The organism is Streptomyces sp. BK340, assembly GCF_007827595.1.
In the GTDB taxonomy this organism is placed as follows: domain Bacteria; phylum Actinomycetota; class Actinomycetes; order Streptomycetales; family Streptomycetaceae; genus Streptomyces.
This window is the reverse complement of record NZ_VISR01000024.1, coordinates 81391-107447: the sequence shown is the minus strand read 5'-3', so window position 1 is coordinate 107447 and position 26057 is coordinate 81391. Positions and strand designations below refer to the sequence as shown.

Sequence of the window (26057 nt, the reverse complement as noted above, 5' to 3'; positions counted from 1 at the left end):
CTCAGCTCCCGCCGCGGGCGATGGAGTTGCCCGCGAACAGGCCCGCGGCCTGGGTGTCGTTGTAGCCGTCGAGGTCGAGCCGGCCGGACTGGCCGTAGAACGCGACCGGGTTGCGCCACAGCACGCGGTCCACGTCGTCCTCGTCGAACCCGGCGGCGAGCATGGCCTCGGCGGTGGCCCGGGTCAGCAGCGGGTCGCTGTGGCCCCAGTCGGCCGCCGAGTTGACCAGCATGCGCTCGGTGCCGTGGCGCTGAAGGACGGCGACCATGCGCTCGGGGGTCATCTTGGTGTCGGGGTAGATGGAGAAGCCCATCCAGCAGCCGGTGCCGGCCACCTCGTCGACGGTGACCTCGTTGAGGTGGTCCAGGACCACGTACGCCGGGTCGATGCCGGACTCGCGGATCACGTCCAGGGAGCGGAGGGTGCCGCCTGCCTTGTCGCGGTGCGGGGTGTGGACCAGGGCGGGCAGCCCGAACTGCACGGCGAGGGCGAGCTGCGCGGCGAAGGCGTGGTCCTCGGCCTCGGTGACGGTGTCGTAGCCGATCTCGCCGACCGCCACGACACCGTCCTTGGCGAGGTAGCGGGGCAGCTCGTCGAGGACGGCGGTGCAGCGCGGGTCGTTCGCCTCCTTGGGGTTGAGGCCGATGGTGCAGTGGTGGCGGATGCCGAACTGGGCGGCGCGGTAGGGCTCCCAGCCGAGCAGGGAGTCGAAGTAGTCGGTGAAGCTGGCCGGGGAGGTGCGTGGCTGGCCGAGCCAGAACGCGGGCTCGACCAGGGCGCGGACGCCCGCGGCGTGCATCGCCTTGTAGTCGTCCGTCGTGCGGGACGTCATGTGGATGTGTGGATCGAAGATGCGCATGGCCGGGGCTTTCCGCTCGGGAGTGGATTCCGGGTTGGGGGCTGGGTCAGTTGTCGGGGGTGGCGATGAGCCAGAGGTCGGCGGGCACGGTGCGGGACGCCGCGCGGCGCTCGGCGGCGAAGCCCAGGGCCATGCGGGCGAGTTCGGCGTCCCGGCGGTCGCGCAGGCCGGCGACCGTGCGCAGGGGGATGCCGGTGAACAGGCACTTCAGGACGGCCTGGCGCCAGCGGTACTGGTCGAGGTGGGTACGGGCGTAGGGGCCGAGGGCGGCGGCGATGAGGCGGGTGTCGTTGGTGCGCAGGGCGTCGTCGGTGAGGGGCAGGCCCGCGGCGCCGATCGGGAGGAACGGGAGGGCACGGAGCACTCCGCGCCGTTCGGCCGCGTCGCCGCCCCGGTAGCGGGCCGCGGCTTCCTGTGCCAGCTCCTCCCCGCGGAGCGGGAGATTGATGAGGAAGAGGGCGCGGATGCCGTCCTCCACGTGCCAGTCGGCCCAGCCCGGGAGAGGGCCCCGGCCGTAGTGGCGGCCGGCCGCGGGGAAGCGGGGGTTCAGGGCTGTGGGGCCCTGTTCCCCGACCGCCGCGGTGTCCTCGGTGAGGCGTTGGCGCTGCGGCTCCGTCAGGACGGAGAGGAGGGACTCCTTCAGGGTGCGGGCGGTCAGGGCGTCGTGGACGGGCGCGGGGGCTTGGGCGAGGGTGGGGGCGGTCATGCGGCTACCTCCTTCGGGGTGCGTGCGGGTGCGGGTTTGCGGGTGGGCATCCGTCCTTCGTCCGGACTTGTGCCCCCACCCGCACCACCCGTGCGGCTTTCGTGGTCGGGTGCGGGTGGCCCCTGTGGGGCCGAAGCGCCGTCGGCGGGTGCGGCGATCGTTGTAGCCGTCTGGTGCAGGAACTCGATGCTCCGGCGGGCCGTCGCCGCCGCTGCGTGGCTGTGGCGGGGCAGTTCCACCGAGACCAGGCCCGTGTAGTGGGCGGCGCGCAGGGCCTGGAGGATCGGCGGGAAGTCCATCTCGCCCTCGCCGAAGGGCAGGTGCTCGTGCACCCCGCGGCGCATGTCCTCGATCTGCACGTGGGCCAGCCGGTCCGCGGCCAGCTCCACGCAGCGCGCCTCGGGCCAGGGCTCCAGGCAGCGGCAGTGCCCGATGTCCAGGGTGAGCCGGAACCGCTCGTGGCCACCGAGGGCGCGCAGCAGGCGGCGGTAGCCGGCGAGGTCCTCGACGAGCATGCCGGGCTCCGGCTCGAAGGCCAGGTCGACACCGGCCCGCTCGGCCTCGGCGAGGGCCTGCGCACAGCCCTCCTCCAGCCGCTGCCAGGCCTGCTCCCGGGTGGTGCCGGGGTCGGGCGTGCCGCTCCAGAAGTGCACGGCCTCCGACCCGAGTTCGGCCCCGACGCGGATGGCCCGGCGCAGCAGCTCCAGGCGCGCGGCACGTCCTTCGGGTTCGGCGCTGACCAGGGTGGGGCGGTGCTTGCGCAGCGGGTCGAGCAGGTAGCGCGCGCCCGTTTCCACGACGACGGCGAGTCCGGCGCGGCGCAGGTCCCGGCCGACGCGGCGGACCCGGGTTGCGAGACCGGGGGCGTAGGGGTCGAGGTGCTGGTGGTCGAGGGTCAGGGCCACACCGTCGTAGCCGAGCCCGGCCAGGACGGAGAGGGCGTCGGAGAGCCGGTGGTCGGCGAAGCCGTTGGTGCCGTAACCGAAGCGGAGGCCTCCGGCGGTCATGTCGGGGACACCTTCCTGGCGAGTCGGGCCGCCTGCGGGAGGCCGGCGGCGAGGACCACGGCGAGCCGGGGAGCCCCGGCGCGCGCGACCAGCGCCGCCTGCAGGGGCAGCAGCGCATGGATCCCGGCGCCGACCGCGGCCCTGACGCGTGCGGGGTCCTGCGGGGTGCGCAGAGCGGCCCACTGGGAGCGGGCGCAGGTCGTGGCGTAGGCGGCGGAGGCGAGGAGGGGCACGGAGGTCCTGGGGGCCGACAGGGCGCGCAGCGAGGGGAGCCGGGTGAGGAGGGTGGCCGCGGTGACGGCGTCCGCGACCGGCGGGGAACCCCGCCGGAGCGTCGCCGGGGCTGCCGGGCCGTCCGGCGGCACCCGAAGCGCCGCCGGCCGTCCGAGGACCGCACCGGCCGCACCGCGTGAGCCGAGCACCGCTGCGGCCGCACCGCTCGCGCCCAGCACCGTCGCCGTCGTGACCGCCAGTGACACCAGCGGCTCGTGGCCCGCCTCGCCGTCCACCTCGTGGCGGCTGAGACGTGTCACCGCCCAGGTGTGCAGGCCCACCGTGGCCGCGGCGCGCAGGGCCGGGGCGGCCGGGGCGGGGCCCGTGCCGTGCAGTACGTCGAGGAAGCGTGCCGCCGCCATGGCCAGGGGACCGAACGAGGTCCGCTTCAGGCCGAGGTCGTACGCCCAGACACTGGCCGCGAGCGGCAGGGTGCGGCGCAGCAGGACCCGCCGCCCGCCGGCCAGCGCGCCCAGGCCGAGGCCCGTCGCGGTGAGTCCCGCGGCGATGCCGAGCGCGGTCCCGGCGCCGATCCGGCCGGACGGCACGGGGCGGTCCGGGCGCTCCGTCGCGTCCTCCTCCCGGTCCGCCCAGTCGTTGAGTGCCATGCCGGCCCAGTACAGGCTGACGGAGGACGCGGCCAGCAGCAGCGTCCGCCCGCCCGCGGGACGCCCCACGGCCAGCGCTCCGGCGAGCACGTCACCGGGCACGGTCAGCGCGGCGGGCGCCCGCACCAACTCGGCCACGTCGCGGGCGTGTTGCCGCAGGGCGACCGAGCGGGGGCGGTATCCGGTGTCGTACGGCCGGCTCCGGCGCGGAGCGGCCGCTCCGGCGGAGGCATCGGCGCCGGCCCGGTCAGGGGCGGCGGCAGAGGCACCGGCGTCGATGACACCGGACTGCGCCGCCGCTTCCCCCCGGGCCGCGCGGAACGCGCTTCCCGCCGCCCGCGCCGCCTCCCTGGCCGCCCGGGCCAGGTCGGTGAGCGGACCGCGGGGCCCGGGCGCCCGGGGCGAGGAGGCCTCCCGGGCCGTGGGCCTGGACGGTGCGGCCCCGGAGCCGGACGGGCGCGCCGGGCGGGCCGCCGTCACCGTGCTCACCACGGCCCGGCCCAGGGCGGCCACGGTCACCGCGGTGACCGCAGCCCGCCCCAGTCCGGACAACCGGGTCGTGCTCACCGTGCCCCCTCGGGCAAGCGGGTCCGCTCGGCGGAACCGGCCCAGGTGACGAGGTCGCCGTACTGGAGGGTCAGGTTGTGCTCCGTCGAGGCCACCGGGTCCTTGAAGAAGAAGCCGAGGGCGGGCAGGGCGCCGCTCTCGCCGCGGCGGTGGGCCAGGGCCGCGAGGCGGACGAGGTCCAGGACCAGGGGCGCGGCGAGGGCCGAGTCACAGCCCTGCCAGGTGAACTGCAGCGACATCCGGACGCCGAGGAAGCCCTCGAAGGAGATGTGGTCCCAGGCGGTCTTCCACTCGCCCATCTCGGGCACGTTGTCGATGTGCACCTGGCCCTCGACCGCGTGCCCCACGGTCTCCTCCAGGGCCCGCTGCTTGGACTCGGTCTTGCTGCGCGCCGCCGCCGGGTCGGCGAGGGTCGCGCCGTCGCCGCCGCCGAGCAGGTTGGTGCCGGACCAGGAGCGCACGCGCAGCGCGCGCTGCGCGAACATCGGGGCGAGGGCGCTCTTGACCAGCGTCTCGCCGGTCTTGCCGTCCCGCCCCGCGTGCGGCACCCCGCGCAGCCGGGCCAGCTCCTCAAGGGCGGGCAGCACGGCACCGGCGGACGGGGTGAAGTTGACGTAGGCGCAGCCGGCGTGGAAGGCGGCGTACGCGTACAGGGAGCTGGGCGGCAGCAGGGTGGTGCTGGTGGCCAGCGCCTTGTCGAGGTCGGCCAGGTCGAGGAAGGCGGGGTCGGGGTCGGGCAGCGGCTCGGTGGACGAGACGTTCACGACCACCACCTGCGCAAGTCCGTGGCGGGTGCGGAAGTCAGCGATGTCCGCGGCGAGCCTGCGGGCGGTCGTGTACTGGGGTTCGCCCGGGCGCGGGGAGCCGTCCCGGATCTCCCGGTCGGCCGCTTCCAGGGCGGGCCGTACGGCGGCGACGACGCGGGCGGGCAGTACTCCCGCGTCGGCCAGGAGGCCGGCCCTCGCCGACAGCGGCACGTCGACGATGTCGTGGCCGCCGAACACGAGGTCGGCGAGGGCCGGCAGGGATGCGCCACGGAAGACGGGGGACTCGGTGACGCATCCGGTCGCGGAGGCCAGATCAGCGGCGATCGCGGCTGTGCCGGCGACCACGGTGGTCGCGACCGAGCCACGGGCGCCGACCAGCCAGACGCCGACGCGGGGGGAGGTTCCGGGGGAGCGGTCAGTGTCCTGCATGGTGAGCTTGCCTCCTGCTGGTGGTGCCGTACGGAACGAGGGCTACTTGCCGAGGTCGGCCGGGAACGGGGAGATGTCGAAGGCCGCGTCCAGCTCGTCGCGGTCCCGGCGCAGCCACTTGGCCGTGATGTGGCGCACGGTGTGCTTCGGCAGGTGCGGGTTGTCGGTGTGGTCGGTGATCGGCTGGGCCAGCGACTGCAGCTCCCAGGCGGCGCCCGCGAGCCGGTTGACGTGGGTCCACCAGCGGCGCTCGATGCCGAGCAGCGCGAAGCCGGCGAGGAAGGGGTGCCAGCGGTGGTAGGCGTGCGTGGGCTCCGGGGGCGTGTAGTTCATCATGTGGACCTTCTGGCCGACCGGGCGGCGCGGGTCGAACAGCGTGCCCTGGCCGAACTCCTGGAAGGCGAAGACGAGTCCGCGCGGGTCACGGCCGTAGAACTGGTCGTAGACAGCGAGCTGGTTGCGCGACAGGACCTCGAAGGCGTCCTTGTTGGGCTGGATCAGCTCGAGGAAGCTGCGCGGGTAGCGGCCGCTCTTGCGGGTGGCGAGCCAGGCGTCGTACGTCTTGGTGAAGCCGCCGAACGGGGTGGTGATGGCGGTGACGGCGTCCTTCATCTCCTGCGAGGGGGTGTAGTAGGACATTTCGTCGTACTGGTACCAGAACTCGTTGGCCCAGCGGTCGCCGACCATGCCCGGCACGTCCGGCAGGGACGGGTGGCAGCGCTTGGGAGCGGCCGAGGCCGGCGCCGCACCGATCAGCGTCGCGGCGGCGGCGCCCGCCACGCCGAGGGCGGCCCGCAGCGCGCCCCTCCGGTCCAGGGTGTTGAGCGACATGGGTTCTCCTTACGAGGGGCGAAGCGTTTCGTCGGCGAGGGCCGAAGGTTTCCTTGGTACGACTTTCCAGGTCCGCCCTATCGGCGGCCTATACCGGGAATCCGCAGGTCAGGAGGGACTGTCGGACTCGGGGTAGGGGGCCTTGCGCAGGCCCGGGGAGAGCAGGGCGCAGACGGCCGTGAGAGCCATGACCGCGCTGAGCGCCAGCACCGAGCGGACGGGGCCGGTGGCCTCCAGCAGGAAGCCGGCGGCAACCGGTCCTGCCGCCATGGCGCCCGAACCGACCAGGTTGGCCAGGGAGTTGGCGCGCCCGCGCATCCGGTCGGGGGCGGCCCGCACCAGCAGGACGCCGCCCGCCACGTTGAAGACCCCGCCGACGTAGCCGCTGGCCGCGAACAGCGCGCCGAGCAGCACGGGCGTGTGCAGTGCCGCGGCGACCGGGGCCATGAGCGCGGTCCAGGCGAGCAGTCCGCCGAGGACGAGGGTGCGCAGCCGCAGCCGGTGCTGCCACCAGCCGCCGGTGAGGGCGCCGACCAGTCCCCCGGCGCCGCTCAGCGAGAGCACCAGGCCCACCTCGAACTGGGTGCCGTGGTGGTCCTGGATGCCGGTCATCACGGCCAGGTTGAGGCCCTGGAACAGGACGTTGGTGACGGCGACCGCGGTCATCACAGCTCGCAGGAAGGGCTGCCGCCACATCCACACCAGGCCCTCGCGGATCTCGGTGCCGATCTTTGCCGGCGGTGCGGCCCGCTCCTGCTGAAGCCGCCCACGGATGCCGAACAGGCACAGCACCGAGGCGAGTTGGGCGACGGCGGCGGCCGCGTACGGCAGGGACGCACCCAGTCCGACCAGTCCGCTGCCCAGCGGCTGCCCGGCGATCGCGGCCCCGCGCGTGCGGGCCTCGTTGCCGGTCAGCGCGGCCGGCAGCTGTTCGGCGGGGACCACGCTCGGTACGGCGGCCCGCTCGGCGAGCTGGTGCAGCACCCCGAGCGTCCCCTCGGCGAACGCGGCGACGAGCAGCGCCCACAGCCAGGTGCGCCCGCTGAGCAGCAGCGCCATGACCAGCCCCGTGACCAGGGCCTGCCCGAGTCCGGCGGCCACCATGACCCGCCGCCGGTCCCAGCGGTCCACGAGCGCGCCGCCCGGCAGCTGCATCACCAGCTGCGGCAGCAGCAGGGCGGTGCCGACGAGCCCGGCGTCGCCCGGCGAGCCAGTCGCCCACAGCACGGTCAGCGGATAGGCCACGGCGGTGGCCCGCCCGGCCAGCAGCGAGAGCCCGGCGCCGCCCCACAGCAGCCGGAAGTCCCGGTTCTGCCGCAGGGGCCGGGGGGCGGGTCCGGCCGAGATCTGGTCGGCCACCGTCATGGTGCTCTCCGCTCTCCCCGCCTCCCCCTCCTCCCTCTCCTGCCTCTCCTCCTCCATCAGCCACGGCACCTCCGCCGGATCGACGGCTGTCCGTCGCGCCGTCCCGCTCATCGGACGGCCAGCGGGACCTGCGCCGGGGCGTGGACGTGTTCCAGGACCGCCATGGCGCTGTGCATCTTGTTGGTGGCCTGGGCGAAGGCGATGCTCATCGGGCCGTCCAGGACATCGGCGGTGACCTCCTCGCCGCGGTGCGCGGGCAGGTCGTGCATGAACACGGCGCGCGGGCTGGTCCGCCACAGGTCCTGGGTGACCTGGAACGGGGCGAAGATCTCCCGCCAGTTCGCGTCCGGCTTGCTGGTGCCGGTGGTCTGCCACCGGGTGGTGTAGACGACGTCGTACGCCCCCTCGAGCGCCGCCATGTCGTGCCGCTCGGTGATCCGCGCGCCGGTGCGGGCCGCGTTCGCCCGCGCCCGCTCCAGGATGGAGGGGGTGAGTCCGTAGCCGCGCGGGGTGCGCACCTCGAAGTCGACGGCCGGGTACCGGGTGAGCGCGAGGGCGAGGGCGGCCGCGGTGTTGTTGCCCTCGCCGACGTACAGGACGCGCAGGCCCTCGATGCGGCCGAAGTGCCGCAGCAGCGTGGTCAGGTCGGTGAGTGCCTGGGTGGGGTGCTCCTCGGCGCTCATGGCGTTGACCACCGCCATCCGGTGCTGGCTCGCCCAGCCGCGCAGCTCGGCCTCCGGTCCCGCGGTGCGGGCGACCAGTACGTCGAGCATGCCGGAGAGCACGCGGCCGGTGTCCTCGGTGGTCTCACCGGTGTTGAGCTGCAGGTCGCCGGGTCCGTAGGCGATGAGGGAGGCGCCGAGCCGCAGCGCGCCCGAGGAGAAGGCGGTCCGGGTGCGGGTGGAGGTCTTGGCGAAGTAGACGCCGGCCACCAGCCCGGCCAGCGGCCGGACCGGGCCCGCGAGCCCGGCGGAGAACTCGGCGCCGCGCTCCACGACGTGGTGCAGCTCCGGGTCGGTGAGGTCGTCTATCGAGACGAGATGGCGCACGCGGCGCCCGTCCGTGCGGACGTCCATGAGGATCAGCCTTCCCTGTTCGAGTCGTTGGCGCGCTCGTCCAGCGCGGCGGCCAACCGGGCGATGGTGTGGTGGCGCAGTGCCATGGGCAGATCCAGCGCGAGTCCCGCCCGCCGCGCCGCCACCAGCAGCGGCGGCACGAGCAGCGAGTCCCCGCCCAGGTCGCGGAAGTCGTCCTGGACGCCGACCTGTTCGAGACCGAGCACCTCGGCCCACACCGCGGCGAGCCGCTGCTCGGTCGGGGTGCGCGGCGGGGCGTAGGGGTGGACGGCGGCCGCGGTGGCCGCGCGTTCGGCCAGGGCGCCGCGGTCGCGCTTGCCGTGCGTGGTGAGCGGGAGGGTGTCGACGACCGTGACGGTGGCCGGGACCAGCGCCGCGGGCAGGACCGTGCGCAGCCGGTCGCGGAGCGCCGCCACCTCCACCGGGTGCCCGTCCGCCGGCACCACCCAGGCGGCGAGGCGCCGGCCGCCGTCGGCCGCCGGTACCGCGCTGACGAGTGCGTCCCGGACGGCGGGGTCGGCGGTCAGGGCTGCCTCGGCCTCACCGGGCTCGACCCGGTGGCCGCGGATCTTGACCTGCTGGTCGGCGCGTCCGGCGAACTCCAGGGTGCCGTCGGCGAGCCGGCGGGCCAGGTCGCCGGTGCGGTACAGGCGGGTGCCGGGCAGGCCGTAGGGGTCGGGCACGAAGGCCAGGGCGGTGAGGCCGGGGCGGCCGGTGTAGCCGCGGGCGAGCCCGTCGCCGCCGAGCCAGACCTCGCCGGTGACGCCGTCGGGCACGGGCCTGAGGCCGGCGTCGAGGACGCGGACCAGGACGCCGGGCAGCGCCGAGCCGAGCGGCACGAGCGTGCGCCCGGACCGGGCCCGTACCCGGCCGAAGGTCGCCGCGACGGTGGCCTCGGTGGGCCCGTACTCGACGGCCAGCTCCATGCCGTGTCCTTCGTCCGGCCCGGCGGCGGTGCGGATCCGCGCGGCCACCCGGTCGGCCTGGGCCGTCGGGTACGCGTCGCCCGCGCACACCGCGAGCGCGGCCAGGCCGGCCAGCTCGCGGTCGGCCAACTGGTGCTCCAGCAGGGCCAGATGGCCGGGGGTCAGGCCGACGAAGGAGTACGGTGCCCGGCTCAGCAGCAGCGGCCCGAAGTCGGCCGTCTCGTACAGCTGCGGCAGCACGTGCACCGGCTGCCCGGTCATCAGCGGCGCGTACAGCGCGGGCATCCCGAGGTCGAAGCCGACGGGGGTGAACCAGGGTGCTCCCCCGCTCCCGGCGGCCGCGTACTCGCGCACGGCCCAGTCGAGGTAGTGGGCGAGCGCCCGGTGGGACACCTCGACGCCCTTGGGGGTGCCGGTGGAGCCGGAGGTGTGCAGGACGTAGGCGAGCCGGTCCGGGTCGTGCCGCAGGCCGAGCGGCGAGCCGACGCCGTCGTACGCCGCCTCCTCGGCGAGCACCAGGTCGCAGGCGGGCAGCCGGTCCGCGTACGACGCCTGGGTGACGGCGAGTTCGATGCGGGCCGTGGCGATGCGCGCGTCGGGGGTGCACGGGTCGACCGGCACCTGGACGGCGCCCGCCTTCCACACCCCGAGCAGCGCGGCGACCAGGTCGGGGCCGCGGTCCAGGAGCACCGCGACGCGGGTCTCCGCGCGGGCGCCGAGGGCGCGCAGGCGGCGGGCGACACGGTTGGCGCGGGCGTCGAGGTCGCCGTAGGAGACCGTGAACCCGGTGCCGTGCAGGGCGGTCGCCCAGGGGGTGCGGGCGGCCTGCGCCTCGAAAGCGGCCAGGGTGTCCGCCGGGGTGTCGGGGTGGGGCAGGGCGGGCGCCTTGAGGCGGGCGCGCTCGTGGGCGTCCGGGAAGGCGCCGGTGCTGTCGCCGTCGGCGCCCGCCCGGGCCATCTCGGTGAGCACGGCCTGGTACAGCCGGAGCAGCCGGTCGGCGGCGGCGCGGGAGAGGGTGCGGGTGCGGGAGGCGAGGGAGAGGTGGCCGCGCACCGGGGTGCCGACGACGACGGGGAACTCGTTGGGGCTGTCGTCGCGGCTGGCCATGATGTCGATCAGCTCGGTGTCGACCTGGTGGAAGTCCAGGTAGTGGAAGAGCACGTCGATCAGGTGCCGTTCACCGCCGGGCACCCGCATCGCGGGCATCGGGAACCGCCGGTGCGGCCACAGTGCCACCTCGTGCGCGAACACCTGCCGGGCCAGTTCGCCCCAGCTGCGGGCGCCCCGCTCGTACGGGAAGGGCACCGAGTTGAGGTACATGCCGGAGACCGTCTCGGCGCCTGCCTGTTCGGGCCGGGCGTCGGCGACCATGCCGCCGCGGAACGCCCGGGCGGGCGTGAGCAGCGACAGCACCTTGCTGTGCGCGGCGTGCAGCACGCTCTTGTACGGCACCTCGGCCGCGGTCGCCAGCGCCCGCAGTCCCGGCTCCAGTTCGTCGAGCGGCAGGTCGAGGCGGTAGCGCTCGTCGGGGCCCCCGGGGTCGCCGGCCCAGCCCGCGGGCACGGTGAACTTCTCGTACCCCTCGACGATCCCGCGCCAGTACTCCTGGTCGGCGGGGTCGGAGAGGGAGTGCAGCTCGGCGGCGATGAAGTCGGCGTAGCGGACGGCCGGCCGCGGCGGCGCCGGGGCGGGTTCGCGGCCCTGGCGCAGTTCGTTGTAGGCGCGCAGGAGTTCCATCAGCTGGGAGTGGTAGCTCCAGCCCTCGATGACGGGGTGGCACTCGGTGATGGACAGCCACCAGCTCTCGTCGTCGAGCAGGTGCACCGCCATCCGCATCAGCGGCGCCCGGGTCAGGTCGAACAGCTCGGCCCGGTCGCGGTCGGCGAACTCCCAGAGCGCGGTCTGGCGTTGCTGTTCGGGCAGGTGCCGCAGGTCCTCGTGGACGACCGGCATGGTCGCGGCGGCGTGCACCAGCTGGAGGGGCTCGGAGTAGCCGGACAGGGCGAAGGAGGTGCGCATCACCTCGTGCCGCTCGGTGATCAGGTCGGTGGCGCGGCGGAAGGCGTCCGGGTCGAAGGGCAGGTCGTCGCGGATCCGGAAGGAGGTGATGTTGTGGTAGCGGTTCTCGCCGCTGCCACCGTGCATCTCGATCAGCATGCCGGCCTGGATGCGGGAGATCGGATAGGCGTCGGTGACGTCGGCGGGCAGCGCGGCCCGGTCGGCGGCGCCGGTCATCGCGAACGGCTCGACGGGCACGAAGCCGCCGTGGCCGGCGGAGCCGTCGCGGGGCACCGCGGCACGCAGCCGGGCGACGGTGCGGTGCTCGAAGACGTCCCGCACGCTGGTCTCCCAGCCGGCCGCCCGGAGCGCCCCGACCAGGGCGACCGCGCGCAGCGAGTCCCCGCCGAGGTCGAAGAAGTTGTCGTGCACCCCGACCGTGTCGAGGCCGAGCACCTCGGCCCAGACGGCGGCCATCGCCCGCTCGTCGGCGTCGCGGGCCTCGACGTGTTCGCCGACGGCGGTCGCGGCCCGGCCCGGGGCGGGCAGGGCGCGCCGGTCGAGCTTGCCGTTGCCGGTCAGCGGCAGGGCGTCCAGCCGCAGGTAGGCGGTGGGCACCATGTAGGGCGGCAGGGTCTCGCCGAGCCGGTCGCGCAGCGCTGCCGGGGCGAGCGCCTCCTCGTCGGCGTCCTCGGCGGGCACCAGGTAGGCGACGAGCTGCTGGTCGCCCGGGGTGTCCTCGCGGACCAGGGCGACGGCCTCGGCGACGGCGGGGTGCGCGGTGAGGGCGGTCTCGATCTCGCCGAGTTCGATGCGGTAGCCGCGCAGCTTGACCTGGTGGTCGACGCGGGCCAGGAAGTCGAGGTTGCCGTCGGGCAGCACCCGGGCGACGTCGCCGGTGCGGTAGAGGCGGGCGCCGGGCGGCCCGTAGGGGTCCGGCAGGAAGCGCTCGGCGGTGAGGCCGGGGCGGCCCGCGTAGCCGCGGGCGAGCCCGACGCCGCCGATCCACACCTCGCCGGGCACGCCGACGGGCAGCGGGCGCAGCCGCTCGTCGAGGACGTACATGGTGGTGTGCGGGATGGCGCGCCCGATGGAGACCAGTTCGGTGGCCACGGGTCCGTCGAGGAAGTACGCCGAGTTGCCGACGGTGATCTCGGTGGGCCCGTACTCGGCGGCGAGCCGGGTGCCGTGCGGTCCGGCGGCCTGCGCCCACCGCTCGGCGAGCCGTGCGGTGAAGGAGTCGCCAGCCGCGATGACGAGACCGGCCAGCGCCTCGATCTGCTCGTCGCTCAACTGCTGGGTGAGCAGGTGCAGATGGCCCGGGGTGAGCTTGATGAACGCGTACGGGCCGCCCGCCGCGAGCGCGGCACCGAGGTCGGCGGTGTCGAGGTCCTGCGGCAGCAGGTGGACGGACTGCCCGGTCATCAGCGGCGCGTACAGGTCGGGCACGCCGAGGTCGAAGGCGACCGAGGAGAACAGCGGTGCTCCCCCGGTGCCGGCGCTCGCGTAGGCCTGCACGGTCCAGCCCAGGTAGTTGGCGAGCCCGCGGTGGGTGATCTGCACGCCCTTGGGCCTGCCGGTGGAGCCGGAGGTGTAGATGACGTAGGCGAGCCGGTCGAGGTCGAGGGAGGCGGGGAGTTCGGCGTCGGCGGTCTCGATCGCGGCCCGCTCGGCGGGGTCGTCGACGACGATCCGGCGCACGCCCTGGAAGCGTTCGGAGTACCGGGACTCGGTGACCACGAGCGTGGTGGCGGTCTGGTCGAGCATGTAGGCGACACGGTGGTCCGGGTACGCCGGGTCGATCGGCACATAGGCCGCTCCGGCCCGCCAGATGCCGAGGAGCACGGCGACCAGGTCGGGGCCGCGGTCGAGCAGGACGCCGACGGTGGCCTCGGGACCGGCGCCGAGCTTGGCCAGCCGGCGGGCGAACCGGTCGGCGCGGGCGTCGAGTTCGGCGTAGCCGACGGAGGTGTCCGCGTACCGGATCGCCACCGCGTCCGGGGTGGCCGCCATCTGGTCGCCGATGGTCTCGATCACGGAGCGCAGGCCGGTGAGGTCGAGGGGCCGGCCGGTGCCGACGGGCTCGGCCGGCCCGTCGAGGAGCAGGGCGCGCTCGGCGGCGGAGAGGAAGTCCAGGTCGGCCACCGGGGTGTCGGGGGCCTCGGCGATCGCGGCGAGCAACGCGCGGTAGTGGGCGGTGATGCGCTCGGCGGTGGCGGTGTCGAAGAGGGCGGTGGCGTACTCCAGGCTGCCGTGCAGCGAGCCGTCGGCGCGCTCGGCCAGGTGCAGGGTGAGGTCGAAGCGGGCGATCCGGCCGGATGCCGGGACCGGGGCCGTGACCACGCCGGGCAGTTCGGGACCGTCGGCGCCCTCCCCGTCGACCAGGTCGAACATCACCTGGAAGACGGGGGTGGTGGACAGGTCCCGGTCGGGCTCCAGCGCGTCGGCGATCCGGTCGAACGGGGTGTCCTGGTGGTCGAAGGCGTCCAGGACGGCACCGCGGCCGGCGGTGAGGAAGTCCCGGAACGGCACCTCGGGACGCCAGCTCGCCCGCAGGGCCAGGGTGTTGTAGGCGTATCCGGCCATCCGCCGCAGCTCCGGCCGGGTGCGGGCGCTGGCCGCGCTGCCGACGCACACGTCGGTCTTCCCGGCGTACCGGCCGAGGAGCAGCTGCCAGGCGCCGAGCAGGGCCATGAAGGGGGTCGCGCCGGTCTCCCGGGCCAGGGCCCGCACCCGGTCGGCGACGGCGGCGTCGACGTCGAAGCCGACGGCGGCGCCGTCCCCGTCCCGTACGGCGGGCCGGGGCCGGTCGGTGGGCAGCCCGAGCGGGCCGGTGCCGGCCAGCCGCTCCCGCCACCAGTCCAGGCCGCGCTCGGCGGCGGCCCCGGAGTGCCGTCCGGCCAGCCAGGCCGCGTAGTCGGCGTACTGCACGGGCGGCGCGGGCAGCTCGGCGCCGGGGTCGCGCCCGGCCACGGCGGCCGTGTACAGGGCCGACAGGTCCGCCAGCAGCAGCGGACGGGTCATCGCGTCGCAGGCGATGTGGTGGACGACCGCGACCAGCACATGGTCGTCCGCGGCGAGCCGCAGCAGCCGTACCCGCAGGGGGTGTTCGGTGGCGAGGTCGATGGGCCGCGCCGCCTCGGCCTCGGTGAAGGCGACGGCCGCCGCGTCGGGGTCGGCGCCGCCCGCCCCGGTCACGGCGAAGTCCGCCGGACCCGCCGGGTCGATCACCTGGCGGGGCTCCGTGCCGTCGAGGGCGTAGCGGGTGCGGAGGATCTCGTGGCGGGCGGCGAGGGCGTCGACGGCGCGGCGCAGGGCGTCCACGTCGAGGGTGCCGCGCAGCCGGTACGCCATGGGGAGCAGGTACTCCGGGCTGTCCGGGTCGAGCTGGTGCAGGAACCACAGCTGGCGCTGGCCGGCGGACAGGGCGAGCGGGCGGGTGCGGTCGGCGCGCGGGATCGCGGCCTGCTGCGGCCGGGCGGTGCCCCTGCGGGCGGCGAGCCGGCGGCGCAGCAGTTCGGCCCGCAGCTCTTCCTGGGTGGGCGCGGTGGGTGCGGTCACGGCTGGAACTCCCGGTGGGCGTGGGCCAGTTCGGCCTCGGTGAGGGATTCGATCTCGGCGCGTACGGCCTCTTCGACGGCGGTGGCGAGGCCTTGTACGGTGGGCCGCTCGAACACGGCCCGCAGGGGCAGCTCCACGTCGAACTCCTCCTGGATGCGGGCGATGACCCGGGCCGCCCTCACGGAGTTGCCGCCGATCCGGAAGAAGCCCTGGCGGGCGCCGACCCGGCGGGTGGAGCCGGGCCCGTACAGCTCCTCGGCCCAGATCTCGGCGAGCGCCTCCTCCACCGGGCCCTCGGGCGGGCTGTAGGGCTCGTCGGCGAGGGCCGCGGCCAGGTCCGGCACGGGCAGCGCGGCGGTGTCGACCTTGTTGTGGCGGGTGAGCGGCAGCCGCTCCATGCGGACCAGCAGCGCGGGCAGCATGTAGTCGGGCAGCCGCAGCGCGCAGTGGTCGAGCAGCTCGCTCTCGGCGGGCGCCCCGGTGCCGGGCGCGGGCGTGAAGTAGCCGACCAGCGCCGCCTCGGAGCCACCGGTGTGGACGGTGACGAAGGCCTGGGCGACGGCCGGGTGCTCGGCGAGCACCGCCTGCACCTCTCCGGTCTCCACCCGTCGGCCGCGGATCTTGACCTGGCCGTCGGCGCGGCCGGCGAACTCCAGGGTGCCGTCGGGCCGCATCCGCGCCCGGTCGCCGGTGCGGTAGAGGCGCGCGCCGGGTGCGCCGTACGGGTCGGGCACGAACGCGGCCGCGGTCAGTGCGGGCCGGGCGTGGTAGCCGAGGGCCAGTCCGGTGCCGCCGACGCACAGTTCGCCGGTGGCGCCGTACGGCACGGGCCGCAGGTCCGCGTCCAGGACGTGGGCGGTGACATGCGGGTAGGGGTGACCGACGGGGACCGCGGTGGCGGTGTCGTCGGCGTCCCAGCGGGTCGCTGCGATGGTGGTCTCGGTGAGCCCGTACTCGTTGATGAACCGCATCAGGCGGCGGGACAGCTCGCGGGCGAGCACGGGCGGGCAGGGCTCGCCGCCGGTCTGGCCCACGACCGGGCGGTGGCCGAGGCCCGCGTCGATCAGCATCTGCCAGTGCGGCGGGGCCACCTGGAGGTGACTGACCTCGTGCCGGTCCATGAGCCGCAGCTGGGCCGCGTGGTCCTGCTGCTCCCGCTCCCGGGCCAGGACGACCCGGCCGCCGGCGACCAGCGGCATGAACAGCTCGGTGCAGGAGATGTCGAAGGTCACCTGGGCGAGCGCCAGCCAGGCGTCGTCCGGCCCCTGCCCGAAGTCGAGGTGCGCCTGGGAGGCGCGCAGCATGGCGAGCAGCGAGCGGTGGGCGACGGCGACGCCCTTGGGGCGGCCGGTGGAGCCCGAGGTGTACATGACGTAGGCGAGGCGGTCGGGGTCGTCGTACGTCTCGGGTACGGCGGCCACGGCGGCGTCGGCGAAGCCCGCGTCCACGGCGAGTACGGCCACCTCGTGGCGTCCCGCCAGCCGCTCCGCGCCCGCGGCGTCGGTGACGAGCACCTGTGCGCCGGAGTCGGCGAGGACGTGGAGGGTGCGCTCGTCGGGGGCGGCCGGGTCCAGCGGGACGTAGGCGGCGCCCGCCTTCCAGGTGCCCAGGAACGCGGCCACCAGGTCCGGGCTGCGGCCCAGCATGACGGCGACGACCGTGTCGGGTCCGCCGCCAAGACCCCGCAGCCGGGCGGCGAACTCCCCTGCGCGGCGCTCCAGTCGCGCGTACGTCCAGCTCTCGCCACCGCACACCAGCGCGGTGTCCTGGGGCGCCCGGCGGGCCGAGGCGGCGATCGCCGCGTGCACGGTGGTGCCGGCGACGGTGTCCGCGCCCGGTTCCGGCCTGCCGCGGCCGCTCGCGAGCAGTTCGGCGCGCAGCGGCGCCGGCAGGATGTCGGCCTCGCGCAGGCGGCGCGCCGGGTCGTCCGTGACGGACTCCAGCAGCCGGACCCAGCAGTCGGTGAAGCGCTCGACCGTGGCCGCGTCGAACAGCGCGGTGGCGTACTCGGCGAGGCCGAGCAGCGAACCGTCGGCCTGGCGCTGGAGCACCAGGGTGAGGTCGGTGCGCGCGGTGCTCCAGGCGCCGCGGAAGGCGTCGGCGTCGGCGGCGCCGACGGCGGTGCCGGTGCGGCCCTCCTCGTGCAGGTCGAACATCACCTGGTAGAGCGGGGTGCGGGCCGGGTCGCGGGTGTCGTCGAGTTCCTCCACGAGCCGGTCGAAGGGCAGCTCCGAGTGGGCGAAGGCCTCCCGGGCGGTGTCGCGCACCCCCACCAGCGCGTCCCGGAACGGTGTGTCGGCGCCCGCGTCGCAGCGCAGCACCAGCGTGTTGAGGAAGTAGCCGGCCACGTCGGCGACCTCGGGGCCGCTCCGGCCGGCGACGGGCACTCCGACCGGGATGTCCCAGCTGCCGGTGTACCGGGCGACCAGCGCGGCGAAGGCGGTGAGCAGCGTCTGCTGCAGGGTGGCCCCGCAGCTGCGGCCGAGGGCGGCGGCCCGCTCGGCGAGGGGGGCGGGCACGGTGAACACATGGGCTCGGCCGGCCGCGTCCCGGGTGGCCGGGCGGGGCCGGTCGGTGGGCAGCTCGACCGGCAGGATGCCGTCCAGCCGGTTCTTCCAGTACTCCAGTTCGGTGGCGACGAAGTCCTCGGTGAGGCGGCGGCGCCGGTGCACGGCGTGGTCGGCGTACTGCACGGGCAGCTCGGGCAGCCGGGCGTCGGTGCCGGTGTGGGCGGCCTCGGCGAGCGCTCTGAGGTCGCGTTCCAGGACGACGGAGGACCAGCCGTCGCAGGCGATGTGGTGGATGCTCAGGACGACGGCGAGGGTGCCGCGCCCGCGCACCGCTAGGGCCCGGCGCACCGGTCCGCGGGCGAGGTCGAAGGGGAGCGTGAACTCCTCGGCGACCAGGGCGTTCAGTTCCTCGGGGGTGTCGGCGCGGGCGGTGCGCAGCTCCCACTCGGCGGGCAGGTCGGCGATCTGCACCGGCTCGGCGCCGCGCAGGGCGTACCGCGTGCGCAGGATCTCGTGCCGCTCGGCGAGGGCGGTCAGCGCCCGGGCCAGGGTGATGTCGTCGTAGACGGCGGGCAGGGTGAGGAAGACGGGCGCGTTCCACTCGGCGCTGCCCGGGCGGAGCCGGTCCAGCAGCCACATGCCCTGCTGGCCCGGGGAGAGCGGCAGCCCCTGCGGGTCGCGCGGCACGGGTCCCACGGGCTCGTCGGCGGCCGGTGCCGCACCCTCGGAACGGGCCGTGAGCAGGACGGCCTGCTGCTCCACGGTGGTCGCGGTGAGCAGGGCCGTCGCCGGGATGGTGCGGCCCGCGGCCTGGGAGAGTCCGGCGGCGAGCTTGTTGAGCATCAGCGAGGAGCCGCCGAGCTGGAAGAAGTCGTGCAGCGCGCCGATCTCGTCGGCCGGGGTGCCGATCAGTCGCGCCCACTCCTCGGCCACCGCCCGCTCGGCGGGGTTGCGCACCGGCACGTGCGCGGTGTCGGCGGGTGTGTCGGCGGGGTCGGGCAGCGCGGACCGGTCGATCTTGCCGTTGGGGGTGAGCGGGAACTCGGTGACCGGGACGTAGGCGGTCGGCACCAACGGGTCGGGCAGCGAGCCGCGCAGGAAGGCGCGCAGCTCCTGCGGACGCAGTGCCTCGCCGCGGGACTGCACCCAGGCGACGAGCCGGTAGCCGCCGGTGCCGTCCGGCACGGCGGCGGCGACGGCGGCCCGCACCCAGGGGTGGGCGGCGAGCGCGGCCTCGACCTCGCCGGGCTCGATGCGCACGCCGTTGACCTTGACCTGGTGGTCGAGGCGCCCGAGGTACTCCAGCGTGCCGTCGGCCCGCCAGCGCACCCGGTCGCCGGTGCGGTAGAGGCGCTCGCCGGGGCGGTGCGGGTCGGGCACGAAGCGCTCGGCGCTCTGGCCGGGGCGGCCGAGGTAGCCGAGGGCGAGGCCGACGCCACCGGCGTGCAGTTCGCCGGGGACGCCGACCGGGACGGGACGGCCCGCCGGGTCGAGCACGACCACCCGCATGTTGCCGATGGGCCGCCCGATCGGCACCGCGCCGGTGTCCTGGGCCGGGTCCCAGCGGTGCTCGGTGATGTCCACGGACGCCTCGGTGGGTCCGTAGGTGTTCCAGATCTCGGCGCCGGGGGCCCGCTCGGCGATCGCCCGGCACAGCTCGGCGTGCAACGGCTCACCCGCGCTGAACAGCAGGCGCAGGCTGCCGGCCCGCTCCCAGCCCGGCTCCTCGACGAGCCGCCGGTAGAGGGACGGCACCCCCTGCAGGATCGTTACACCCCTGTCGGCCACCGTCCGCAGCAGCGCCGCCGGGTCGCGCTCGGCGCCCTCGGGGGCGAGCACGACCGCACCGCCGGAGACCAGCGGGGCGTACAGCTCGAGTCCGGCCGCGTCGAAGCCGATCGTGGTCTTCAGCAGCATCCGGTCGCCGGCACCCAGCTTGTGCCGGTGGGCCAGCCAGCGCACCCGGTTGGCGATGCCGCCGTGCGGCACCAGGACGCCCTTGGGGCGGCCGGTGGAACCGGAGGTGTGCAGCACATAGGCGGGCCGGTCACCGTCGGCGGCGAACTCCACACTTTCGTAGGGCGCTTCGCGGTCCACGGACTCCACGGCGATCCGGTGCCGGGCGGAGGCGGGCAGCCGGTCCGCGGTGGCGCGCTCGGTGAGCACGACCGGGTGGGCGGTGTCCTCCAGGACGGCCTCCAGCCGGGCCGCCGGGTGCTGCGGGTCCAGCGGCACGTACGCACCGCCCGCCTGCCACACCCCGAGCAGCGCGGCGAGCAGCTCCGGGCCGCGCCGCAGGCACACGCCGACGAAGTCGCCGGGCCGCACCCCGGCCGTCCGCAGCCGGGCGGCGACACGCCCGGCCAGCTCGGCCAGTTCGGCGTAACGGACGGCGCTTCCATCGGCGCGCAGAACGGCGGGCGCATCCGGCGTGCGCGCGGCCTGGGCCGCGAACAGTGCGGGGAGCAGCAGACGGCCGGGGACGCGTCCCGACTTCGCAGGCTCGTTCACGATCTCTCCTCCATCGGGATCTTCGGGGTCGGCATCGGAAGGGGCTCGGCGTGGAGTGCGGCGGCTCAGGCCGCCGTCGACCCGGCCTCGGCCATACGGCGGCGCAGGCCCAGGGGGCGCATGTCGGTCCACACGGTGTCGATGCGCGCCAGGCACTCCTCGCGGGTGCCCTCGGTGCCCTCGGCGTGCCAGCCGGCCGGCAGCGGACGGTCGGCCCACCAGATCGAGTACTGCTCCTCGTCGTTGAGCACCACGCGGTACACGGCGTCGTCGGTCGTCTGTTCGGCCATGGGACGTCCCTTCTGTGCGGTCAGATGGGGCCCATGGTTGAACTCGGCGCTATCAGGGGCGTATTGAGCGTCTATATGCGACCCGGCACGTCCCCTTCCGGGGGTGAGCAGCCACTGGTGCCTGTCCTCGAGAGCCGTAGGCTTCCCGCTGATTGAGACCATCGTGTTCGACACCGGCGAGACGCTCACCAGGGACGACCGCTACTGGGCGTCCTGGGCGGACCGGATCGGCGTCCCCCGCCGCACCCTCTCCGCGCTCGTCGGCGCTGTCGTCGCCGAGGCCTCGACAACGCGGAAGCCCTACGGTTCATTCGGCCGGGCGTCGACGTCGCAGCCGAATACCGCGCCCGTGAAGCGGTCGGCCGTGGAGCACACCTGACGGAACCGACCCGCACCCCGGTCCATGCCGCGCTGCCTGCGCCGTCGGCCGCGATCGCCACCTACGATCTCCCCGACGAGGGACCAGTCCGCCCCCTCGGCGAGCTGCGGGGAGACAGACCCGTGACCCGTGCGTTCGGCACACCCGTGGATCAAGCACCTGCTGGGGCTGAAGCGCCAGGCGGTGAGGAATCGGACATTCCCGAGCAGGAAAAGAGCCAGAAGGGAACGCTCCGCCCGGACTTGATCTCCTTCCATGCAGGCTGACGACGACCAGTCAGCTCATGATCAGGAGGTCTGATGCGCCCTGCGCAGCGCAGACTCGCCTTCGCCGCGGCCGGCACGGCGGCGATACTCGCACTCGTCGACATACCCGCGAGCGCCGTCCCGAATGACGCCCCTGCCTCTTCGGACGCCACGGCATCGTCACTGTCACAGCTTGCCGAGGGCTACCTTCAGCAGCGCGCCGACATGCTCACGACCAGCCCGCCCACTCTCCGGGGTGTTGCAGCCCGCATCAAGGCGACGCCCGCCATGTCGGCCCAGACGCAGGACGATCTGTCCGCGCTGGCCGCCAAGAGGGAGCGGTACGAGAAAATCGGCACCACCTACACCAAGGCCCAGGTCGACGTCAGTGTCGACGACTCCACGGTCGAAGGCCAGCAGGCCACGCTTCGACTCACCGAAGACACCCGCCTGTACTTCCCGTTCACGCAGAAGGAGATCGAGGACGGCGCTCCCGAATACGAGGAGTCGTCCCTCCCCCATACGGTCAAGTTCACGAAGGCCGACGACGGCACTTGGCTTCTGGCCTCAGACAAGGCGGACGCCGGGAGCGGACCTACGCCGACCACACAGGTCTCCGACGTCGATGTGGAGCCGGAGACAACGGACGAGGGTGGAACCGCAGACGAAGACGAGGGCACCAAGGGTGAGGGTTCCAGCACCACGCCGCCTGCCGAAACCGGCACGGACACCGACACCGGGCCCGGGGCAGTGAAACCCGCCGCGACAGCCGCGTACAGCTACAGCAAGATGATCGCCTACGCGGACAAGTACTGGAAACACCACAACTCCGCCTTCCGTACCTACGGCGGCAATGACTGCACGAATTTCCTGTCGCAGATCATGCTCGCCGGCGGCTGGAAGCCGGCGGGCGGCTCCATCATCCAGCGCACGAGCAACAAGTACTGGTTCTACGGACCCACCAGTCTCTGGACTTCGTACACCTGGGGCGGAGCCGAGAACTGGTACTGGTTCGCGATCAAGCACTCGAAGCGGACGAAGGCGCTTCGCAACGTGTATGACCTGCTGGCTTCGGATGTTCTCCAGGCCGACTGGAACCGCAACAACGTCATCGACCACTCGATGTTCGTCACCAAGAAGTACAGGGGCATCCCCTACCTCACATACCACACCCACGACACGCACAACAAGCCCGTGAACACGCTCGTCTCCGACCACCCGAACACCTGGTGGTACGCCCATCGCACGTGACAGGCTGCCGACCCCTCACAGGAGAAGAAGGAACCCTGCCATGAACCGTCGCCGCATCGCCGTCGCCGCGCTCGCGTTACTGGCCCTGGCCGGCTGCTCGTCAAACAAGGACGAAGCCAAACCCGCTGCCTCACCGACCGACGGCGCACGCCAGGCCGTCACCGACTACATCTCCGCTCTCAACGCACGCAGTACGACCGGTCTCATCCGGATCGGCGGCGTGAAGGACGAGCCCTGGTCGCGACGAGAAGCCTCAAAGATCCTCGCCGCCAAGGGCGGACGAGGGTGGAAGATCAGCAACCTCGAGATCGACCATGACATGGGCCCCAACACCGGTAGCGCCCATCTCACCGCCACCGACAAGGCGGGCAAACCCATGACCGACACCTTCACGGTGACCCGCGACAAGGGCACGTGGCACCTCGTCGTCTTCACTGGGCAGCCCACCGCGCCTGGCAAGACGCCGGCCTCGACCGCCACACCAACAGCCTCCTGAAGGGCGACCACGCGCGAATCGGCCACCACTGCGCTGTGCGGGCCGATGCCCTTACCCGCCTCTGGGGCATGTAGCGCATCAGACGAATTCCGCGGCGACCCCGGCGTCCTCCCCGGCCGACGACCTCCACGTCGATCAGCCGCACGGCAGCCCTGTTACCGGCCCCAGTCCGCCGGGCCCGCCGTGGACACTTCCAAGAGCTTCACAGTCTTGGCCTGGTCAAGCTCAACTCGCTTTCCGCCAAAGGCACTTTCCTGTCCCAGGACGGCACGACCAACGACGGCTTCCAGCTGTACTCACGCCTGCCCACAGCCGTAGCGGTGGTGGCGGCGCGCGTTCACCTTGTGCTTTCTCGTGCACAACCCTTCGTTCATCAAGCGAGTCGTACGTCGCTGAAGCCTCGGTTCACTGACGGGAGCATGACCTTGCGCATACGTACCTTCGCCGTTGTGGTGGCTGCCGCCCTGGCCTGTGGGGGGCTGGGCGCTCCCGGTGCCGTTGCGGCGCCCTCCGGGCTGTGGGACGACTTCAACGGTGACGGGTATCGCGATCTGGCCATCGGCACGCCCAAGGCGAGCGGTGGCACGGTCACCGTCCTCTTCGGCTCGTCTTCCGGCGTCAGCCCCGCCCGCTCGGTGAACATCACCCAGAACACCCCGGGCGTTCCCGGGACCTCGGAGTCCGACGACCAGTTCGGCAAGAGCGTCACCAGCGGTGACGTCAACGGCGACGGCTACGCCGACCTGATCGTCGGCGCACCCTACGAGCGGATCACGGGTAAGGCGAACGGCTCGGTGACCATCGTCTGGGGCGGAGCGAAACCGTTCACGTCCGGCGGCACCATGCTCACCGCCCCGAACGCCGAGGCCGGCGGGTTCGGGACGGGCGCCGCGTTCGCCGACCTCGACGGCGACGGCACCGGCAACCTGGTCGTCGTCGGTGGCAACACCTTCTGGTGGTATGCCGACGGGAAGCCCACCCAGGACGGCGCGCTGGCACCGGAGGTGGGGTTCCTGCCCGAGGGCGTACGCCTGGACGGGATCGTCGCCGGGCACTTCTCCGCCACTGACGGAAGCGACTTCGTCGTGCACGGCGGCCGCGCCGACAGCACCGGCGCCACCCACGGTTACGTGGGCCTCCTGCGCGGCGGTCCCGGCGACATCGGCTCCGGCTACATGGTGCTGGCCGACGGCACCGGAGCGGGCGGCACCGCCTGGGATCAGGCCGTCGCGGCGGGCGACATCAACGGCGACGGATACGACGACCTGGTCACCGGCGACTCGGAGATCGGTAAGGGCGGTTCGTTCACGGTGCGGTACGGCAAGGCCGCCGGACTGCCCGCCACGGGCACCCGATACACCCAGGACAGCGCCGGTGTGCCGGGCATCGGCGAGGACTACGACGGCTTCGGCGCCGCCGTCGCGGTGGGCGACGCGACCGGCGACGGCTACGCGGACATCGCGGTCGGCGCCTCGTACGAGGACGTGGACGGCCACCGAAACGTCGGCAACATCGATCTGCTCAAGGGAAGTTCGGCCGGACTGACCACGAGCGGGGCCCAGTCCTTCCACCAGGCGACACCGGGCGTACCGGGCGCCGCCGAGGCCGGCGACCACTTCGGCTCCTCGCTGCGGCTGGGCGACATCAACGGCAACGGCAGGGCGGACCTGGCGATCGGCGCGTTCGGCGAGGACGTGGTGCCCGGGGGATACGACGACGGGGCGGCGTGGGTGCTGCGCGGCACGACCTCGGGCCTGACGGCCTCGTACGCAACCGCCTTCAACGCGAGCGACTTCGGCTATCCGGTGGTCGAGGGCCGCAAGTTCGCGGATGTCTTCGCCCACTGACCACACCGGTTCACACCGATTGCCTTGAGTACCAACAGGAGAAACGACAACGATGCGTAACAAGATCCTCTCCGCGACGGTGATCTGCGCGACGACCCTGCTGGGCGTTACCGCGCCCACCGCCGCGCAGGCCACCGACGCCGCCGCGCCGCAGGGAGACTTCAACGGCGACGGCTACCCGGACCTGGCGGTGGGCGTGCCCTCCGGGCAGGTCGGCGACAAGGCCAAGGCCGGCTACGTGAACGTCGTGTGGGGTGGCCCGGACGGACCGGGCAAGTACGGCTCCGTACGGATCAGCCAGGCCACGAGCGGAGTGCCGGGCACCCCCGAGGCGGGTGATCTCTTCGGCTCCGCGGTCACCGCCGCGGACGTCGACGGCGACCGCTACGCCGACCTGGTCGTGGGCGCCTCCAGCGAGTCGCTCTCCGCCGACAAGTCCGCCGAACACGGCACCGTCACCGTGCTGCGCGGCTCTGCCTCCGGCTTCACCAGCGGTGGCTACACGGTCGCGCAAGGTGCGAGCGAGTTCTCCCGGATCGGCGCGGTGATCGCCGCCGGGGACGTGACCGGCGACGGCCGCACCGACCTGGTTCTCAGCCGCAGCGGCGAGGAGCACGGCGGCGCTGTGCTGCGTCCCGGCCCGCTCACCGCCGACTCCCCGGACACCCTGAGCGGGGAGATCGCCGGAGCGGACCTCGGCGGCGTGACGGCCCTGACCACCGGCGACTTCGACGGCGACGGCGACGACGACCTCGCGGTCTCGATCAAGGCGACGGAGAGCAGATTCGTCCGGATCTACCGCTGGCAGGACGGCGCCCCGGTACAGCTGTGGAGCACCACGGCCTCCGCCGTCTCCCTCGCAGCCGCCGACTTCGACGCGGACGGCACGGACGACTTGGCCCTCGGCTACTGCTACCCGAACTACGAGGAGGACGCTCCGGACTGCGCGGACTACTCCACGGGTCGTGCCGAGGTGTTCAAGGGCGGTCTGGTGAAGGTGGCGTACGGCTCGAAGTCCGACGGCTTCGGCGCCCGCACCCAGGAGATCCAGCAGGACACTCCGGGCATCGCCGGCGCCGCCGAGTCCGAGGACCGCCTCGGCGCAGCGGTCGCCGCGGGCGACATCGACGGCGACGGCTACGCCGACCTCGCCATCGGCGACGAGTACGAGGCGGTGGGCTCTCAGCAGAACGCGGGCACGGTGGTCCTCGTCCACGGCACCGCCACCGGCCTGCTGTCCTCCGGCGGTACGGCGACGAGCGTCGGCTTCACCCAGAACAGCAGCGGCGTCCCGGGCACCGCGGAGACGAGCGACCGGTTCGGCGCATCGGTCCGCCTTCAGGACTACGACGCCGACGGCTACGCGGACCTCGCGGCAGGCGCTCCCGGCGAGAACTCCGCCCAGGGCGGCGTCTGGCTCCTCCCGGGCACCGCGCAGGGCACGACGGCGACGGGTTCCAGGACCCTGACGCCGAAGAGCCTGGGGCTCCCGTCCTCGACAAGCGCCCTGGAGTACGGGCTGGTGATCGGGCGCGGCTAGCGAGTCCCCACGCTG

15 protein-coding genes and 1 pseudogene are annotated in these 26057 nt (G+C 74.0%); 5 read left to right on the top strand and 11 right to left on the bottom strand.

Annotated elements, in window-relative coordinates; genetic code table 11:
* Position 1: 1 nt before the first annotated feature.
* The 11 genes from FB157_RS33430 to FB157_RS33380 form a co-directional block, all read right to left on the bottom strand.
* Entirely contained in the window at positions 2 to 859 is an 858-nt protein-coding gene (locus FB157_RS33430; RefSeq protein WP_145884414.1) for a TatD family hydrolase, read from the bottom strand.
* A 46-nt stretch (positions 860 to 905) separates the two neighbouring features.
* On the bottom strand, positions 906 to 1565 hold the full coding sequence (locus FB157_RS33425; RefSeq protein ID WP_145884413.1) for an EboA domain-containing protein: 660 nt from the start codon (positions 1563 to 1565) through the stop codon (positions 906 to 908).
* Positions 1562 to 2572: a sugar phosphate isomerase/epimerase gene (locus FB157_RS33420; RefSeq protein WP_145884412.1), complete on the bottom strand. Its 1011-nt coding sequence runs from the start codon at positions 2570 to 2572 to the stop codon at positions 1562 to 1564. The genes FB157_RS33425 and FB157_RS33420 overlap by 4 nt, the downstream gene beginning before the upstream one ends.
* A complete protein-coding gene (locus FB157_RS33415; RefSeq protein WP_261386702.1) occupies positions 2569 to 4020 on the bottom strand; it encodes an SCO3242 family prenyltransferase in 1452 nt (483 codons plus the stop codon). The genes FB157_RS33420 and FB157_RS33415 overlap by 4 nt, the downstream gene beginning before the upstream one ends.
* Positions 4017 to 5216 carry an inositol-3-phosphate synthase gene (locus tag FB157_RS33410; protein WP_145884411.1) on the bottom strand — a complete coding sequence of 400 codons (1200 nt, stop codon included), beginning with the start codon at positions 5214 to 5216 and terminating at the stop codon, positions 4017 to 4019. The genes FB157_RS33415 and FB157_RS33410 overlap by 4 nt, the downstream gene beginning before the upstream one ends.
* Positions 5217 to 5258: 42 nt before the next feature.
* Complete coding sequence (locus FB157_RS33405) at positions 5259 to 6047, bottom strand: Tat pathway signal sequence domain protein (RefSeq protein ID WP_145884410.1); 789 nt, start codon at positions 6045 to 6047, stop codon at positions 5259 to 5261.
* A gap of 108 nt (positions 6048 to 6155) precedes the next feature.
* Positions 6156 to 7469 (bottom strand): MFS transporter, encoded by a 1314-nt coding sequence (locus FB157_RS33400; protein ID WP_261386701.1) that lies wholly within the window; start codon positions 7467 to 7469, stop codon positions 6156 to 6158.
* 50 nt (positions 7470 to 7519) lie between these two features.
* Positions 7520 to 8488: an ornithine carbamoyltransferase gene (locus FB157_RS33395; protein ID WP_145884408.1), complete on the bottom strand. Its 969-nt coding sequence runs from the start codon at positions 8486 to 8488 to the stop codon at positions 7520 to 7522.
* Between the two features lie 5 nt (positions 8489 to 8493).
* Entirely contained in the window at positions 8494 to 14973 is a 6480-nt protein-coding gene (locus FB157_RS33390; protein ID WP_145884407.1) for a non-ribosomal peptide synthetase, read from the bottom strand.
* Positions 14970 to 19994, bottom strand: a complete 5025-nt coding sequence (locus FB157_RS33385) for a non-ribosomal peptide synthetase (RefSeq protein WP_145884406.1) — start codon at positions 19992 to 19994, stop codon at positions 14970 to 14972. The genes FB157_RS33390 and FB157_RS33385 overlap by 4 nt, the downstream gene beginning before the upstream one ends.
* A gap of 65 nt (positions 19995 to 20059) precedes the next feature.
* Positions 20060 to 20284 (bottom strand): MbtH family NRPS accessory protein, encoded by a 225-nt coding sequence (locus tag FB157_RS33380; RefSeq protein ID WP_145884405.1) that lies wholly within the window; start codon positions 20282 to 20284, stop codon positions 20060 to 20062.
* Positions 20285 to 20435: 151 nt separating this feature from the next.
* Here FB157_RS33380 and FB157_RS33375 point away from each other — a divergent pair.
* The 5 genes and pseudogenes from FB157_RS33375 to FB157_RS33355 form a co-directional block, all read left to right on the top strand.
* A pseudogene (locus FB157_RS33375) lies at positions 20436 to 20668 on the top strand (HAD family hydrolase); the annotation flags it as partial.
* 294 nt (positions 20669 to 20962) lie between these two features.
* Entirely contained in the window at positions 20963 to 22159 is a 1197-nt protein-coding gene (locus FB157_RS33370) for an amidase domain-containing protein (RefSeq protein WP_145884404.1), read from the top strand.
* A gap of 40 nt (positions 22160 to 22199) precedes the next feature.
* Positions 22200 to 22655, top strand: a complete 456-nt coding sequence (locus FB157_RS33365; protein WP_145884403.1) for a hypothetical protein — start codon at positions 22200 to 22202, stop codon at positions 22653 to 22655.
* Positions 22656 to 23074: 419 nt separating this feature from the next.
* Positions 23075 to 24502, top strand: a complete 1428-nt coding sequence (locus FB157_RS33360) for an FG-GAP-like repeat-containing protein (protein WP_145884402.1) — start codon at positions 23075 to 23077, stop codon at positions 24500 to 24502.
* A 52-nt stretch (positions 24503 to 24554) separates the two neighbouring features.
* Entirely contained in the window at positions 24555 to 26042 is a 1488-nt protein-coding gene (locus FB157_RS33355) for an FG-GAP-like repeat-containing protein (RefSeq protein ID WP_145884401.1), read from the top strand.
* Positions 26043 to 26057: the final 15 nt, after the last annotated feature.